Below are 15,338 nucleotides of genomic sequence, written 5' to 3' on the forward strand. Positions count from 1 at the left end.
GACCTGAAAGGTTAGCCGATCGGTTCGGTCACCGCCCTGAACCGCAGGATACCGTGATAGATCGCGAGGTCTTCGTCGTAGCGGACTTCCTCGAACTCGCGCCGCAGGTTCACGAGCCGGTGGCCATCGAGCTCAAGGTCAGCGTCATGCAGCGCGGCCTTGACACCATCGAGCATCGCCAGCGTCTCGCTCTTTCCCATCTCCTTCGACCAGGCGTGCACGGTGAACAGGTGCTCCGACCCGTCCTCCGTGCTGGTGCTCCAGTCGAAACCGGTCGTGCGGCCGAAGGTAAAGTAGGGGAAGGTGACATTGGCCGGTGCGTGGTCGTAGACCCGCACCTCGCCCAGCAGCGCCGTGAGCGCCAGGTCGGAGGTGACCCTGGCAAAGATCCCCCTCTGCAACTCGATTGCCGCTGCCGTCATGTTTCAGTCTTTCCCACCCTCGCGCGCTCCTCGCGATTCTCCCGCGCGCGTATCTCAGCGTATCCCGTCTCGATCTCGTCCGCCATCTGGTGCATATGCGACCGCAGCGCGCGAATGAGATCCTCAACCGTCATTCGGACTGCGACCTTCATCGTCCGATCTCCCTCGTCCGGCAAACCAGATAGCGACCCGTCTCGTCCGGATCGTGCACGGTCAGGATCTCCAGGATCCGGCTGCCGTGCTTCAGCCGCATGCCGCTCGCAGCGTCCTCGCGGTAGCGGATCGTCACCCGATGGGTCACCGTCTCCAGTGTCTGGTCGCCGCCGAACCTGCTCGTCGCCGCAACCGGTTCGATCCGTGCGAAGAAGGTGGCGACTTCCGTCCAGCTTGCATGATGCCCGCCGGCGCCATCCGGTGTGAGGCTTGCCGCCTCGAGGATGACTTCATGGCGGAACGCGCCGGGATCGATGAACTCCGTGCGCATCCTACAGCCTCCGCGCACGCCACGGTGCGATCAGCCGCTCATATCCTGCCGGATACGAGACCGGCTGGTCCTTCGGCGAAAGATGCGCGCGGAACTCGTACCAGTGCACAACAAGCTGCAGGATCGCGCGCTGGATGAGGTCAGGCACGTCCGTCCCCGCCTCACCGAAACCTGCCTTGAAGTCGATCTCGTAGCCGTTCGCCGCTTTCCTAGGGTCCGGCAGCGTCCTGAAATGCAACCGCGCCGGGCGCGCATGCGCGTCGAGCCGATAGCTCGCCGGATCGACCGTCTCACCCTCGCCATCCTCGCCGAACATCGTGATCGTTACGATCTCGCGCACCGGGTGACGGCGCAGCAGCACCCGCCCCAGCGGCGGCAGCACATCGAGCGCCAACCGCCACTGCTGGTCGATCAGCGCCAAGCCGCATGACGCCTCCACCTCCTCGCGCGCTGCTCGGATCAGTCCGGAGATCAGATCGTCCTCGCTGTCGTGGCTGATGCGCAGCATCTGCTTCGCCTCGGCGAGCGTCACCGGCTCGGCCTCGGGCGCAACCGTTCGATAGAGGGTCATCGGCACCTCGAAACTGATGGAATGAAAACGGCCCCGGCAAGGGGCAACCGGGGCCGTCGGCGAAGGGCCGGCTCGTGCCAGCCACGCTTCGCCTTATTCGTCCGCGTCGCCGAACTTCAGCAGCTTGATCGCGTCAAAGTCCTGCACGCCGCCGCCGACGCGCTTGGTCGTGTAGAACAGCACGTACGGCTTGGCGGAGTACGGGTCGCGCAGCACGCGCACGCCGGTGCGGTCGACGATCAGGTAACCGCGCTTGAAGTCGCCGAAAGCAATCGGGGTCGAGCCCGCCGCGACATCGGGCATGTCCTCGGCTTCGACCAGCGGGAAGCCCATCAGCATGGCCCGCCCGCCGGCCGTTGCCGGCGGCTGCCAGAGATAGTTGCCGTCCGAGTCCTTCATCTTGCGGATCAGCGCCTAGGTCTTGCGGTTCATCACCCAGTGCGCGTTCTGCCGGTAGCCCGCCTTCAGCGAATAGATCAGGTCGAGCAGCTTGTCGGACGGACTGGTAGTCGGGAACGCGCCGTCGACACCGGTGTCGACATAGCCGATCTCACCCCAGCTGCGCGACGCGTCCGCCTCCTGGTCATAAGCCAGAAAACCCTTCGGCTGGTTGGAACCTGTGCCGTTGATGAAGGCGGCACCTTCCTTCTCGGCGAATGCGGTCTCCACTTCGCTGACGATCCACTGGTCGAGATCGACCACGGCATCCTCGAGCAGCGACGGCGTCGCGGCCGGCATCGCATAGAGCTCCGCCGTCGGGAACTGCAGCTGGTCGAGCACCGGCGAGTCCGTCTTCGTTCGCGAGGCAGTCTCCGCCGCCCAGTTCGCCACCGGTCCCGTCACTGTGAACGGCTTGCGCAGCACCGGCCCCGACACCTGCTGTACCGAGGCAATGGATCGGATCGGCGAGATCTCGGCCAGCCTGCGACCGATCTCTGCCTCCACATTCTGCGGCACCAGATAGCCGCCATCGGCGTTGGAGCCATAGGACATGTCCTTGGTCTCGATCGCCCGCAGCTTCTGCTCCTCGCCCGAGCGCACGTAGCGCTCGAACGCCTCCTTGTGCTCGAGGTCGACGATGCTGTCTCCATCGCGGCCGAGCGCCGGACGGGCCCGCTTCAGCGCGATTTCGTCGAGCGCGCGCTTCTGCCGGTCGAGTGCCTCGGAGATACGATCCACCTTTTCGACGGTCAGCACGTCGGCGCTCTTGCGCTGTTCGACCTCCCGCAGCCGCTTGTCGTTTTCCTCGCGAAATGCCGCGAAGGTCGCCATGAACTCGTCAAAGCCGTCGGCGAGCGCGGCAAGGTCGGCCGAGCCGGACTTCGTCTCCGGCGCAACCTGGTCAGGATTCGTCATGTCCGCTTTCCTTGTTTGAGATGATGCGTGTTGCCCGGCGGATGCGCTCCGCAAGGCGGGCTTCGGTGAAGCGCGTGGCATCCCGCTCACGCACCAGTGCAGAAAAGCCGCGCGTGATGACCGCACGGGCTTCTGCGCGCGTCAGCTTCACGTCCCGCGTCAGCCAACGCTCGAACTCGCGAATGGAAGGTAGCCGCCCCATGGCGCGCTTGACGCTTTCAACGCGGGCCTCGGGCAGCATGGGAAAAGTCACGATCGAGATTTCCCAGAGGTCCGCCTCCAGGATTCGGCGCACGCCGGAGCTCGCATCCTTGCGCGAGCGCACCGTGCGGAAACCGATCGACAGCCCGTCGAGCGCTCCGCTGCGCATCAGCTCGCGCACTTCGCGCGGCCGGCCGACGCCGTTCGTCAGCCGGCCGCGCACGAACAGTCCGCGCTCGTCCTCGCGAACTTCGATCCACGTGCCGATCGGCTCGTTGGGATCGTGCTGGTAGAGCATCCGTATCCCGCCAGCGCCGCGCCTGGCGAGCGAGCGCGCAAACGCGCCCCGCTCGACCACGTCGCGGGCGAGGTCGGCCTTGCCGAACAGGCTCGCATAGCCGGTAAAGGTCCCGTCGACGTCGACGCCGAAGGTGGTATCGGCGACCTTGCGTTCGTAGCGAAGTGCAGGATGCTCATTCATCGCCCTGCTCCTTGCGAACAGCGCGCTTGGCACGGAAGAAGCGGACGAGCAGCCCAAGTGACCACCAGGCGCACAGGCTCGCCGCGGCCGAGCCCATCAGCACCAGCTCGTAAGGGCCCAGCTTGTCGTCGATGCCGAGTTCGGTCGCGATCTTCAGCCCCACCGTTCCGCCAAAGACGAGGCCGCTGGCGACGCCGATGCCGAGCCGGATTGCTGCTTCGCGGCGGGTGACCGGCAAGAGATACGCCAGCGAGATCGCAGACCCCGCGGCCGCTCCGCCGGCTCTGGCCGTCCATAGCAAGACCGTATCGTTCATGATGATATCCTCAGCTGCGCGGGCCATAGCCCACCGCCTCCCGCTTTTCGTCGTCCGTCAGGAAATCTGCCGCGCCGATCCGCGACCACAGCGCCTCGCGCTCCAGCGCAAGGCCGTCGATCTGGTCAGCGTCGAAGGAAAGCCGCAGGCTGCTGCCGAAGCTCGGCACAAGGAAGGCCGACAGTTCCGCCGCCGTCCGCGCCACGAGCGGCAGCACGGTCATGCGGTAGAAGGCACGGTTCGCTTCCTGATAGTTAGCGTAGGTGTTGTCTCCCGGAATGCCGAGGATCATCGGTGGCACGCCGAAGGCGAGCGCGATCTCGCGGCTCGCGCCGTTCTTGGCCTCGACGAAGTCCATGTCCTTCGGCGTCAGGCCCATCGCCTTCCAGTCGAGCCCGCCCTCGAGCAGCATCGGACGTCCGGCGCGCGCGGCACCCGTGTAGCCTTCCTCAAGCTCGCTCTTCAGCCGCTCATATTGTTCCTCGGTGAGGTTGCCCCCGTCCTTCGGCGCATAAACCAGTGCGCCGGACGGCCTTGCCGAGTTGTCCAGCAATGCCTTGTTCCAGCGCCCCGCCGCATTCTGGATGTCGAGCGCCATCAGCGCCGCCTGCAGCGGCGGGAAACCGTAGAGGTCGTCGAGCGGGTGGAAGAGCCGCAGGTGCAGCGCGGACCCCTCGCGCTCGCTGCCGAGCAGAATCCGGCGCTTCTTCTCTCCCTGCCGCTGTTCGAGCGCCACGGGCCAGCCGCTCGCATCGGTGACGACCGACACATGGTCAGGCCGCAAGAGATGCAGTTCGCGCGTCTCGCCAGCTTCGACCAGCTCGACATAGGCGTTGCCGGACATCAGCAGGTGCCCGTACAGCACCTCCATGAAGCTCGCTCCCGAGCAGCGCGGGTTCGGCCGCGCCAGAAGTTCCAGCAGCGGATGCTCGCTCACCTCGCTTTGCTGTTCATAGAGCAGCCACGGCACCGATGCTGCCGCCTCGGCAATCAGCCGCACGCAGCGGTGCACCGTCGGGTTGCGCATGAACCCTTCGCGCGCCAGCGTCGCATAATCGCGCCGGGTCCAGGCGGCATCTCCCTGCGCATGCAGCGCGACGAAGCCATAGACGCCGTCGCCCTTGCGCTCGACCTTCGGCCGAGCCCATGGCCAGTTCCAACCCATTGTCGAGATCCGTTAGCTGAAGTTTCTGACACGCGGCCGGCCGGAACCGCCCAGCAGCAATTCGCTCAGCGCCCAGACGAGCGCGTCCACCCGGTCGGGCGACCGGCCGCCAGAAAGCCCGTCGGGCCCGAAATCCCACATCTCGTCCTCGAGTTCGGGAAAGCGCCGCGCATGCACCACGCGGCCCTGCGCATACAGCGCCGCGACCGGCTCTGCGCGCAGCCACTTGCCGCGGCTTGCCCGCGCTTCCCTGACCGGCACCGTGGCGTCCACCGTCCGCAGCACCGCCGTCACCATGTCCCCCCTTGGTTCACTTCGGCGACGATCGCATCGGCTTCGTACTGGTGAAACAGCGCCACTGCTCTGCCTGCCCAGTCCTGCGGCCGGGCCGCGTTCAGCGTTGCGTCCTGCTGCACCACCGCGATTCCCTCGTCATCCACGCCAGCGACGATGATCCCGCAGGCGTCGGAGCTCTTCCGCGAAGACGCCGGCGGGTCGACGGCAACCACGATGCGCCGCAACTCGCCATGCTGCCCATGCGTCTGTTCCAGCAAGTCCCGCGTCCACAGCGCGTCCTGCCGGTCATCGATCAGTTCGCCGTCGAGCTCCTGCCGCCCGAGTCGCGAGCCGGCATATTGCGCCTCGATCGCCTCGATGAACCCTGACGCCAGGTTCTCCTCGTTCTCCCGCGTTCGCATCTGGGTCAGATAGAATTTCGGATCGCTCAGCAGCCGCTTCACCAGCGGCACCGGCTTCGGCGTCGTCGTCACGATCTGCCGCGGCATCGGCCCGAGCCGCAGGCCGAACTGCAGCATGTCGAAGCATTCGACCGCGTTCTTCCACTTGGCGACCTCATCGCACCATGCCGCTTCGAACTGCGGCCCGCGCAGGCTCTCCGGATCTTCCGAAGAGAACGCCTGCGCCACCGCCCCGCTGTCCCACAGCAGCCTGCGCCGCGTCGGCTCGCAGCGTGGCCGGTCGCGGCGCGAGATCGTCGCGATCCCGGACGGCCCCTCGATCATCACCTCGCGCACGTCTCCCAGCGTCTCGGCTACCAGCGCGATCCGGCCATACCTGACATCCCTTGGTGTGAAAGGCGGCAGCCCGCGCACCAACGCGCTCACCCATTCCGCCCCCAGCCGGGTCTTGCCCGACCCGCGTCCGCCCATCACCAGCCAGTTCGGCTTTTCTGCCCCCGGCCGGTACTGTGCCCCGCGCGCGCTGCCTGCCCACTCATGGGCCAGCGTCACGATCTGCTGCGGGCTGTACTCCTTCTCCAACCATTCTCTCAGCGAGATATCGGGCCAGCTCCACGATCTTCCGGTCGAGCCGGTCGAGAAGGTCTGCGACGTTGGCATCGCTCGTTATCTGCCTTTCGCGCGCCTCGTCGTCATCGCGCGTCGTCTCGAAAATCCTGAGGAGCGTCTTCACGCTGGTTGAGAGGTCCGAGACCGCCTTGTCCGCGCCCGGCTCATCTTCGGCGGGATTGAGCTCGATGCGCTCGGCCTTCTCCAGCAACCGGTCGCGCAGCCTGGCGATCCGCTCGCTGCGGCTCAGCCCCTGCGCCACGCCCGAAACCCGCCAGCGCTCCCGTCGCGCGGTACGCTCGAGCGTCGCCGTGCTGACGCCGCAGGCCTGCGCCATGCGCTCGAACGTCAGCGGCGCGCCTTCCATCAAGGCACGCCGGGCCGCCCACGCGGCATTTGCCCCATGGCTCATTCCTGTTCCCGAAATCTGGAAAATCCGTCGCGAAAGAAACCAGCGACCCGCTGGAAGGTGCCTCACCGGCACACGTTTCCGACCATAGCCAAACGCTACCAAAGCACCGTCACGGTGTCAAGAATATATTCCTATATCTTTTCACATTTTCTGACACGCTCTTCGCGCCGCTTGCCGCCTGCCGGGAAATCGGCAACAACAATCGATGGTTGATCCTTCAACGGGCGCGTAGGGCACGGCCTTCGAAGGTTTCGTTGCGTGGGCGCGATCTGGATGAATAATCCTCAGAAGGAAAAGAAGCCGGCCTCGCGATTGGCAACGAAACTGCTCGCGTTCGACGCGTGGCTCGACTCGTCCCTCTACGAAGCCGGCTTTAAGGCTGGCGAAGCCTGGGAAAACATCACGATCTTCTTCCGCCGCTTCCGCGTCTCGGGCTGGAAGCGCGCCTTCTTCGAACTCGGCAGCGAAGGCTTTACGCTTGGCACGCTCGGCTGCATCGTCATGCTGGCGCTTGCGCTGCCTGCCTTCGAGGAGACCGCGAAGGACTGGCGCAGCCAGGGCGACTTCGCCGTCACCTTCCTCGACCGCCACGGCAACGAGATCGGCCAGCGCGGCATCATCCAGCGTGATTCCGTCCCGGTCGACGAGCTGCCCGACCATCTCATCAAGGCGGTGCTCGCCACCGAGGACCGCCGCTTCTTCGACCATTTCGGCATAGATTTCATCGGCCTCTTCCGCGCCCTGTCCGAGAACGTGCGCGCGAACTCCGTCGTCCAGGGAGGTTCCACGCTGACGCAGCAGCTGGCAAAAAACCTCTTCCTGACCAACGAGCGTTCGATGGAGCGCAAGATCAAGGAAGCCTTCCTTGCGCTCTGGCTTGAGTGGAACCTGACCAAGAAGGAAATTCTGCAGCTCTATCTCGATCGCGCCTATCTCGGCGGCGGCACCTTCGGCATCGCGGCTGCGGCCGATTTCTACTTCGACAAGAGCGTCAAGGAACTGACTCTCGCCGAGGCAGCGATGATCGCCGGCCTGTTCAAGGCGCCGGGCAACTACGCCCCGCACATCAACCTGCCGGCCGCACGCGGCCGCGCCAATGTCGTGCTGTCGAACATGGTCGATTCCGGCTTCATGACCGAGGGCCAGGTGCTGCACGCACGGCTGCATCCAGCCACCGCCGTCGACCGCGGCGACCGCGACAGCCCGGATTATTTCCTCGACTGGGCCTTCGAGGAGGTGAAACGGGTCGCGCCGAAGAACAGCCCGCGCTCGCTCGTCGCGCGCACCACCATCGACATGAACATCCAGAAGGCGGCGGAGGAATCGCTCGAATTCCACCTGCGCCAGTACGGCAAGTCCTACCGCTTCGCCGAAGGCGCCGTCGTCGTCATCGAGAACAACGGCGCGGTGCGCGCGGTCGTCGGCGGCAGCGACTATGCGCGCAGCCAGTTCAACCGCGCCACCAAGGCGCTGCGCCAGACCGGTTCGTCCTTCAAGCCCTATGTCTATACGGCGGCGATCGAAGCCGGCTTCACCCCGCAGTCGATCGTCTCCGACGCGCCGATCAGCTGGGCGGGCTGGTCGCCGCGCAACTACAGCCGCGGCTTTGCCGGCCGCGTCACCCTCGCCGACGCGCTCATCCGCTCGCTCAACACCGTTCCGGTGCGTCTCGCCAAGGAGCATCTGACGATCCCCGTCATTACCCAGAAGGCGAAGGACATGGGCGTCGAGAGCGAGCTCAATGGCCACCGCACGATGGTGCTCGGTACGTCCGGCATGACGGTGATGGACCAGGCGACCGGTTACCTCACCCTCGCCACCGGCGGCTACACCGGCAGCCGCCACGCCATCACCCAGTTGCTCACCCACGCCGGCGAAGTCGTCTACGACCATGCGCGCGATGCGCCGCAGCCGCGCCGCACCGTCACTGAGGAAGCCGCGGCCGCCATGAACCAGATCATGGTCCAGATCCCGGAGACCGGCACGGCCCGCCGCGCCGCGCTGCCCGGCATCCGCTCCGCCGGTAAAACGGGGACGGCGCAGGCGTATCGTGACGCCTGGTACATCGGCTACACCGGCAACTACACCGCCGCCGTCTGGCTCGGAAACGACGACTATTCGCCCACCCTCAATATGACCGGCGGCTCGGTGCCGGCCATGGTCTGGCAGCGCCTGATGGCCTATGCCCATCAGGGCATCGAACTGAAGCCGATCCCCGGCATCGAAAAGCCGTTCTTCGAGCAGAAGCCCGATCAGGCAGTGGCATCAGCCAATGGCGAGGGAGAGACGGAGATCGAGCGCCCTGCAGTCCTGTCAGCCCGCACGACGAAATTTCTGCTCGACCTGTCCGAAACCTTCCGTAACGCCCCGCCAATCTCGGTTCCCGAGACGCCAGAAACCCTTTCTGCCCTGTGAGCAGTTCATGCGCGTGACCGAAACGCCTTGACAATCGGAGCCTGTCTGGCGACCGCTTGTTACTTCATCGTCCGAACCTGCCTGAAAGCGTTACGGTCCATCCCTGAATGCTAAAGTCGATTTTCCTGACAGCTCTGGCAGTTGCGATCGCTCTTGGAGGCGGTGCCGGCAGCGTCTGGCTGGCTCTGGATTCGGATTTGGAGTTTGACACCGTCACGGTCGGCGACTGGTCGGCGTTTCCCTCGCGCGGCACACCTGACGCGGATCCTTATGCCAAGGCCCGCTTCTCCCGCACGGCCGACCTTGCGCTCGGTCGTGGCGAAGGCCTCACCTTCACCGCCCGTCACGATGCAGACGGCGAGCCGCTTCGCGGCAGCTGCACCTACCGGCTTGAAGGCCCGACGCCCTCCGCGCGCTTCTGGACGCTCCACGCGCGCGATGTCGAGGATCGGTTGATAGAGCCTGCCTCCAATCGTGCTTCGGCGCTTCACTCCTATGCCGTGCTGCGCCAGCAGGACAACACCGTCGTCACCCTCGTCTCGCGTCACCCACAGCCAGGCAACTGGCTTGCCGTACGTCCGGGCGAGTTCAGCCTCGTCCTCTCGCTTTACGACACCGCCATCTCGTCCAGCTCGCGCATCGGCGAGGTCGAACTGCCGCGCATCATCCGCGAGGGCTGCGATGGGTAGGCTGCTTCACGCCCTCGTTCTCGGCGTCATCGGCGCGGCGATCGTCCACATCGCGATCCTCCTGATGGTGCCTGAGTTTTCCGTCCGCGACGCCTGGTCGAGCCTTTCCCAGCGCAGCAATTATTACACAATGACGCGGCTCGATAAACTCGCCGGCCAGCAGCTGATCGACTCCATCGACCCGCTCTTCCTCGCGAGCGCCTGCCGCTTCGATCTCTCCGAAGGCGTCGTTCACCTCACGGGCGAAGGCAAGGTCCCCTACTGGTCGATCTCGGTCTACGACCGCGCCGGTCAGAACATCTTCAGCCTCAACGACCGATCTTCGTCGGCCGGCCAGCCGGACTTCGTCATCGCGACCACGTCGCAGATGGTGGAAATGCGCAATGCGCTGCCCCCCGAGTTCAGCCGCTCGGTGTTCATCGAGGCGGACATTGATGAGGGGATCGTCGTCGCGCGCGCCTTTGCCCCGGACGCAAGCTGGCACCCGACGGTGTCCGACTTCCTCCAGAGCTTCAGCTGCACGTCCCACTGACGTGCGAGGTGCTAGTTCGTGCCGGCCTTCTTCCGCCGCGCGGATGATCTTCGCTTTCCCGGCTTGAGGTCGACTTCATCCGACCACCGTTCGTAACGCACGCCGGGGAAGATCACGATCTCGGCGCCCTTTCCTGGCCGCCTCGCCTTCTGGCGAGTGCCGGGGCGACACTCGAACTGCAGAATTGTAGCCATGACCTGCGCCTCTTACGGTTCACCGGAGCAAACGCTACGCCTCCGGTGCAGATTATCGCGCAGAAGACAGTTAACGCACCGCTAACAAATATGGCGTAATTTGACTCATCCGATCTGGCCGTATGGCCGCTCGGGTTGTGTCAGTAGTCTTGCGTATCGGCGTGTATTCGTGAACCCTTCGCGTTCCTCCCTGCCCAGTTCATACCGCGCAGCCGGACGACCCGAACGTCTTCTCAGGTCCGCTATCAGCGCCTTCTGCTCAATCCCGAGGCCGACCCGCCGCGAGATCATCCAACTCGACGACCTTGCCGTACCGCTGCTCGACTTCGCCTCCGACGAAACGCTGCGCTATGTCTCGGCAGCCCTATCCGACCTTCCGTACGCGCCGCCGCGTCTCATCCGCCGCCTCGCGGCACTTCCCGCCGAGATCTCGGCACCGATCCTGATGCGCTCGCCAGTGCTGACCGACATCGACCTCGTGGCGCTTATCGGCCGCCACGGCGTCTCGCACGCCCGTGCCATCGCGGCACGCCCCAACCTCGACGAGCGCATCGCCCAGCTGATTGCCTCGATCACAAGGCTCGAGCGCAGCGCACCCGACAAGGCCGAGCAGACGCGCGATCAGCTGCGCGCCATGATGCGTCCTGTCGATACCCTTGAAGAGGACGAGCAGGACGCCGAGGTTCAGCAGGAACCGGGCTACGAGAGCCTGAAGGCCGCTGCCCTTACCGGCCGTGCCCATGAGTTTCACCGCGCTCTGTCAGTTGCCATCGGCATCAGCGTCCACGGCGCCCGACAGATCGTCGAAGCGAACGAGCGCGCCTATTTGCTGGCGTGCCTGCGCGTGCTGGAACTCACCGAAGAGCAAGCGTTCCTGATTTGGAAGTGCGTGCGCCCGCACGGCATCTACACGGCAAGCGCCATCGCCGACTTCCTGCACGCCTACGAGCAGATGGACGGCCACAAGGCCGAGCGCATCGTCGAGGAATGGCGCACGCTCGATCGCGCCGCCAACAGCCCCGGCCGCAAGGCGGCGCTCAGAGCGTCCTGACGCTCACCAGTTCCTTGAAGGTCGTGTCGTCGACCTCAAGCTCGATCACCCAGATATCCGGGTCGAACCGCATTTCCCCTTCCAGCCGCTTGTCGATCTCGTCCGAATCGAACGTCCGCGCGACCTCGGTAAACAGTCGTTCCTCCGGCCGCCCCTCGTCATAGCTTGTTTGCGGTGCCGGACCGTAGAGGGTCGTCTCCCCCATCCGGTCGCGCACGAGAATCATGATCGCCCCGGCCTCGGTAGCGCCGCGTCGCACGACAGCCGCATACCCGCCGCTCGCGAAAGCGCGGCGGGTCAGCGCTGAAACCCATAGATCGGAAGTGACTCTCACCGGGAAGTCGTATCAGTCCGTCAGGCCGATGTCGCGCATCTTGGCGTAGAGCGCTTCATCGGGCTCGCCGCTCTGCGGCAGGCCGAACAGCGACTGGAATTCAATGATCGCCTTGCGCGTCCGCGGCCCCACGACGCCATCTTCCTCGATGCCGTCATTGCCGAACGCCTTCAGGCCCGCCTGGATGCGGCGGATCATCTGGTCGCCGCCGCTCGGCTTCGCAGACGACGTTTCGATGAGATCGGTACCCGGCGAGCCTGCCGGCAGTTGCACCGCAGAGGTCATCGAGCGCGGCGCAGCACCCAGCTGCGACAGCAGCGCGTCGTCGATCTCGGCACCACCGCCGAGGCCGACGATCCGCCGGTAATTCTCGATCGCCGCGCGCGTCTGCGGTCCATTCAGTCCATCGACCGTGCCGGAATAGAGGTTGAGACCGGAGAGAATGCGCTGCACTTCCTCGACAACCGGATCGCCCGTACGCACCACCGCCTGCTGGGCAGCCGGCGCAGGTGCCTGCTCCGGCAGCTGTGGGGTCGCCGACGGGGTTGCGCCGGACTGCTTCACGGCGGCAACCTGGTTCTGCACCGGCTCCTGCGCCGCGCTGCGGTCGAGGCGGATGATGGTCTCGGGCCGCGCCGGCTGGGCGCCAGACGGCAACGGACGCGTTGCGAAGAACGCACCGTCATGCGCATGCGGCTGGTACCAGATCGCATTGGCCGTGACATAGGAGAAGGCGACGGCAAAGGCGGTCAGCCCGCCCACCGCAAAGCGATGGCGCATGAGGAAGGCGCCGAGGCCGCCTGCCTCGTCCTCCTCCTCGTAAATATCCGCCGGTCGCCGGCCGCTACGCGGTCTTGCGGAGCGCGATGCCATCACATTCCCCATTGTTGCCTTTCAGGCTCTGCCGGGTTGCAGCAGGAAGCCCAACCATCACCGTCGTGCCCAGTCCTGGGGCGCTTTCGATGCTCATCGTGCCGCCATGCAGCTTCACCAGGCCCTTCACGAGGGACAGGCCAAGACCCGTACCCTGGTACTGCCGTGTGTAGTCGTTCTGGACCTGCCGGAACGGCTGGCCGAGATGCGCCAGGTCCTCCGCGGCAATGCCGATGCCGGTATCGTTGACGAAGATGCGCACAGTGTCGTCAGCCGAGACCGCGGAGACGCTGACACTGCCGCCTTCCGGCGTGAACTTGATCGCGTTCGAGACGAGGTTGATCAGTATCTGCTGGACGGCGCGTTGATCGCCGAGCACCGCGCTCAGGCCGTCCGGGATCTTCGCCGACAGGTTGACGCCCTTGTCCTGCGCCTGCGGGTTCAGCATGGCGCAGCACAGCTCCGCGGTCGGACGCAGTTCGAACGGTTCAACGACGATCTCGTAGGAGCCCGACTCGATCTTCGACACGTCGAGGATCGCATTGACCACGGAAAGCAGATGATTGCCTGCCTCTCGGATCAGCGACACCTGCTCCGACTGCTTGTCGGACAGCGGGCCCGAGATCGCCGGGTGCAGCAGCATGTCGGAGAAGCCGATGATGGCGTTGAGCGGCGTGCGCAGCTCGTGGCTGACGGCAGCCAGGAACCGGCTCTTGGCAACTTCGATCTGGCCCGCCTTCTCGCGAGCCTCGGTCAGTTCTTCGCGCAGCGCGCCATACTCACCGCCATCGCGAATCAGCACGCTCACCGTTTCAGCGTCTTCATGCGTCCGCACGATCTCAATCTCGAACGGGCGGTAGTATGCACCGCCGCCGGCAGACGGCATGCGGATGCGCGCGGTGCAATGGCTTGCCTTGCCCGTGTCGCGTGTGGAAGCCAGCGCGCACATGAAGGCGACCCGGTCGGCGACATGGATGCGGTCGAACAGGCCAGTGCCGAGCAGCAGCGACGGATCGAGCCCAAGCAGCTCGGCCGCCTGCGCGGACGCGTTCACCGCCTCGCCATTGCGGCCAACACGGATGATCGCCGCATTGAAGCATTCTTCCGGCAGCAGGTCCGGTGCGACCCTGACGACGTTGCCGGCATCAGCACCATTCAGCGCACGTAGCGCGAGTGTCGCGGCATAGAGCACCGGCGACAGCCACAGCCAGCCCTGCCCTGCGGTCCAGGCTGCCTCAGGCGCGACGATCGCCGCACTGCAGACTGCCACCGCGGCAGCGGCCAGACCGAAATAGCCTGCCTTACGCGAGCGGGTAATCCAATACGTCTCGATCGGAAGTGCAGCCAGTAGCATCGCGGCCGGGGTACCGAGACCGCCGGCGAAACCGACTGCGAGCGAAAGCGCGACCGTTGCGAGAACCAGCGCCGCGACGCCTGCCTCCCGCGCGCGACCACGCGTCGAAAGAAGCAGCGCGCAAAGCCAGGTGAGGCCCACGGCAACACAAAGTGCGGAAACAGCAGTGAGAAGCCCGAAAGCAGATGCGGCTGCCTGCGCGATCAGCGGAGCAGCAACGAAGGGTCCAGCCAGCAGAACAGCGAGAAGACGGCAGTGTTCTGCCTTCTTCTCGTCAGTCGCCGAGGGATGAAGCAGGCGTTCGCAGCCTGCCTGCAGCCCCTCGAACCAGCGACCTGATCTGGTTGCTTCTGAACTCAACTCAACGCACCCGTACAACGTCCGCTTTGCGGATCGAACTCTTTGTCCGGAACCTCGCATCTGCGGTTTAAGGAATGAATAAACGCGAGGCCGAACCGGGGCCCGAAATGCCCTCGGGAAGCCATTAGCGGCGAGGAATTTGCCGCATGGTAAACAGAGGGTAAGTTGCTAGTCCGCAGCCGCTAGTCATGGCGCTTCCGCGCCTTTCGGACGAAAATTACAAGTTATCTCAATTTGTTGGGACAGGCCGCGGCGGGCCGAAAGCGAGGCTCGAAACGCCTGAAAACGCGCCTTCGGGCCCGATACATAAAATTTGAGTCAACTTTGCCGCAAATGTCACTCGTCATCTCAAGCGGGCATTTCAGGTTGCCCTGCATTATGAGCCCATGACAGGCGGAGCACCGCGTCCGCCAGACAGTCGAGGGTGCAACATGGGTTTCCTGATCAAGTCCGCTTTCTGGCTTTCCATCGTCCTGCTGCTCATCCCGTTCGGCACGAATTCCGACGACGAGCCGACGATCGGTGCAGTCGAGGCCTTCCTGGCCGCCCGCGCGCTGGTGGATGACATGTCGAGTCTGTGCGAACGCCGCCCGGATGTCTGCGAGGTTGGCCGCGCTGCCATGCAGACGATCGGCATCCGCGCCCGCGAAACCGCCCGCATCGCCTACACGACGCTCGACGAGCACTTCGGCAAGGACGCTCAGGAGGTCGAGATCGTCACCGGTTCCGTGCCGGCACAGCCGCAGCCGGAAGAAGCCGAGGCGGCCGAGTAATCTGCAGATCCGCGCTTTTCGGGTGACGGCCGCGCATCCACGCACTAT

16 protein-coding genes and 2 pseudogenes are annotated in these 15,338 nt (G+C 65.2%); 5 read left to right on the forward strand and 13 right to left on the reverse strand.

Annotated features, from left to right (window positions below):
* Nucleotides 1-11 precede the first annotated feature (11 nt).
* The 9 genes and pseudogenes from L610_RS03500 to L610_RS03540 form a co-directional block, all read right to left on the reverse strand.
* A complete protein-coding gene (locus tag L610_RS03500) occupies nt 12-422 on the reverse strand; it encodes a DUF3168 domain-containing protein (RefSeq protein ID WP_144702518.1) in 411 nt (136 codons plus the stop codon).
* Nucleotides 423-570: 148 nt separating this feature from the next.
* Nucleotides 571-906: a phage head closure protein gene (locus L610_RS03505; RefSeq protein WP_144702521.1), complete on the reverse strand. Its 336-nt coding sequence runs from the start codon at nt 904-906 to the stop codon at nt 571-573.
* A 1-nt stretch (nt 907) separates the two neighbouring features.
* Complete coding sequence (locus L610_RS03510; protein WP_144702524.1) at nt 908-1,477, reverse strand: head-tail connector protein; 570 nt, start codon at nt 1,475-1,477, stop codon at nt 908-910.
* 93 nt (nt 1,478-1,570) lie between these two features.
* A pseudogene (locus L610_RS03515) lies at nt 1,571-2,833 on the reverse strand (phage major capsid protein).
* Entirely contained in the window at nt 2,820-3,515 is a 696-nt protein-coding gene (locus L610_RS03520; protein ID WP_144702527.1) for an HK97 family phage prohead protease, read from the reverse strand. The pseudogene L610_RS03515 and the gene L610_RS03520 overlap by 14 nt, the downstream one beginning before the upstream one ends.
* Nucleotides 3,508-3,831, reverse strand: coding sequence for a DUF6107 family protein (locus L610_RS03525; protein WP_245263702.1), 324 nt, complete (start codon nt 3,829-3,831; stop codon nt 3,508-3,510). Before L610_RS03525 ends, L610_RS03520 begins: the two co-directional genes overlap by 8 nt.
* Before the next feature lie 10 nt (nt 3,832-3,841).
* Complete coding sequence (locus L610_RS03530) at nt 3,842-4,996, reverse strand: phage portal protein (RefSeq protein WP_186441302.1); 1,155 nt, start codon at nt 4,994-4,996, stop codon at nt 3,842-3,844.
* A gap of 12 nt (nt 4,997-5,008) precedes the next feature.
* Nucleotides 5,009-6,246: pseudogene (locus L610_RS03535) on the reverse strand (DNA-packaging protein).
* Nucleotides 6,230-6,715, reverse strand: coding sequence for a hypothetical protein (locus L610_RS03540; protein WP_144702530.1), 486 nt, complete (start codon nt 6,713-6,715; stop codon nt 6,230-6,232). The pseudogene L610_RS03535 and the gene L610_RS03540 overlap by 17 nt, the downstream one beginning before the upstream one ends.
* 273 nt (nt 6,716-6,988) lie before the next feature.
* Between L610_RS03540 and L610_RS03545 the strand changes: the two genes are divergently transcribed.
* The 3 genes from L610_RS03545 (at nt 6,989) to L610_RS03555 (ending at nt 10,351) form a co-directional block, all read left to right on the forward strand.
* On the forward strand, nt 6,989-9,130 hold the full coding sequence (locus L610_RS03545) for a transglycosylase domain-containing protein (protein ID WP_144702533.1): 2,142 nt from the start codon (nt 6,989-6,991) through the stop codon (nt 9,128-9,130).
* Between the two features lie 107 nt (nt 9,131-9,237).
* A complete protein-coding gene (locus L610_RS03550) occupies nt 9,238-9,819 on the forward strand; it encodes a DUF1214 domain-containing protein (protein ID WP_144702536.1) in 582 nt (193 codons plus the stop codon).
* Nucleotides 9,812-10,351 carry a DUF1254 domain-containing protein gene (locus L610_RS03555; RefSeq protein ID WP_144702539.1) on the forward strand — a complete coding sequence of 180 codons (540 nt, stop codon included), beginning with the start codon at nt 9,812-9,814 and terminating at the stop codon, nt 10,349-10,351. The genes L610_RS03550 and L610_RS03555 overlap by 8 nt, the downstream gene beginning before the upstream one ends.
* An 11-nt stretch (nt 10,352-10,362) precedes the next feature.
* Here the strand turns inward: L610_RS03555 and L610_RS03560 are convergent, their stop codons facing one another.
* On the reverse strand, nt 10,363-10,545 hold the full coding sequence (locus L610_RS03560; RefSeq protein ID WP_144702542.1) for a hypothetical protein: 183 nt from the start codon (nt 10,543-10,545) through the stop codon (nt 10,363-10,365).
* Between the two features lie 169 nt (nt 10,546-10,714).
* On the opposite strand from L610_RS03560, the gene L610_RS03565 reads away from it, so the two are divergent.
* Nucleotides 10,715-11,596, forward strand: coding sequence for a DUF2336 domain-containing protein (locus L610_RS03565; RefSeq protein WP_144702545.1), 882 nt, complete (start codon nt 10,715-10,717; stop codon nt 11,594-11,596).
* Here the strand turns inward: L610_RS03565 and L610_RS03570 are convergent.
* The 3 genes from L610_RS03570 to L610_RS03580 are packed head-to-tail and all read right to left on the reverse strand — an operon-like array spanning nt 11,583 to nt 14,517.
* Nucleotides 11,583-11,930 (reverse strand): DUF1491 family protein, encoded by a 348-nt coding sequence (locus L610_RS03570; protein ID WP_144702548.1) that lies wholly within the window; start codon nt 11,928-11,930, stop codon nt 11,583-11,585. The two genes, L610_RS03565 and L610_RS03570, sit on opposite strands and share 14 nt — an antisense overlap.
* Before the next feature lie 12 nt (nt 11,931-11,942).
* Entirely contained in the window at nt 11,943-12,803 is an 861-nt protein-coding gene (locus L610_RS03575) for a peptidoglycan-binding protein (protein WP_144702551.1), read from the reverse strand.
* Nucleotides 12,775-14,517 carry a HAMP domain-containing sensor histidine kinase gene (locus L610_RS03580; protein WP_186441304.1) on the reverse strand — a complete coding sequence of 581 codons (1,743 nt, stop codon included), beginning with the start codon at nt 14,515-14,517 and terminating at the stop codon, nt 12,775-12,777. The genes L610_RS03575 and L610_RS03580 overlap by 29 nt, the downstream gene beginning before the upstream one ends.
* Nucleotides 14,518-14,948: 431 nt before the next feature.
* Here L610_RS03580 and L610_RS03585 point away from each other — a divergent pair, with 431 nt between their 5' ends.
* On the forward strand, nt 14,949-15,290 hold the full coding sequence (locus tag L610_RS03585; RefSeq protein WP_144702557.1) for a DUF5330 domain-containing protein: 342 nt from the start codon (nt 14,949-14,951) through the stop codon (nt 15,288-15,290).
* Nucleotides 15,291-15,338: the final 48 nt, after the last annotated feature.

It is taken from the genome of Aminobacter sp. J44 (assembly GCF_007829415.1).
In the GTDB taxonomy this organism is placed as follows: domain Bacteria; phylum Pseudomonadota; class Alphaproteobacteria; order Rhizobiales; family Rhizobiaceae; genus Aerobium.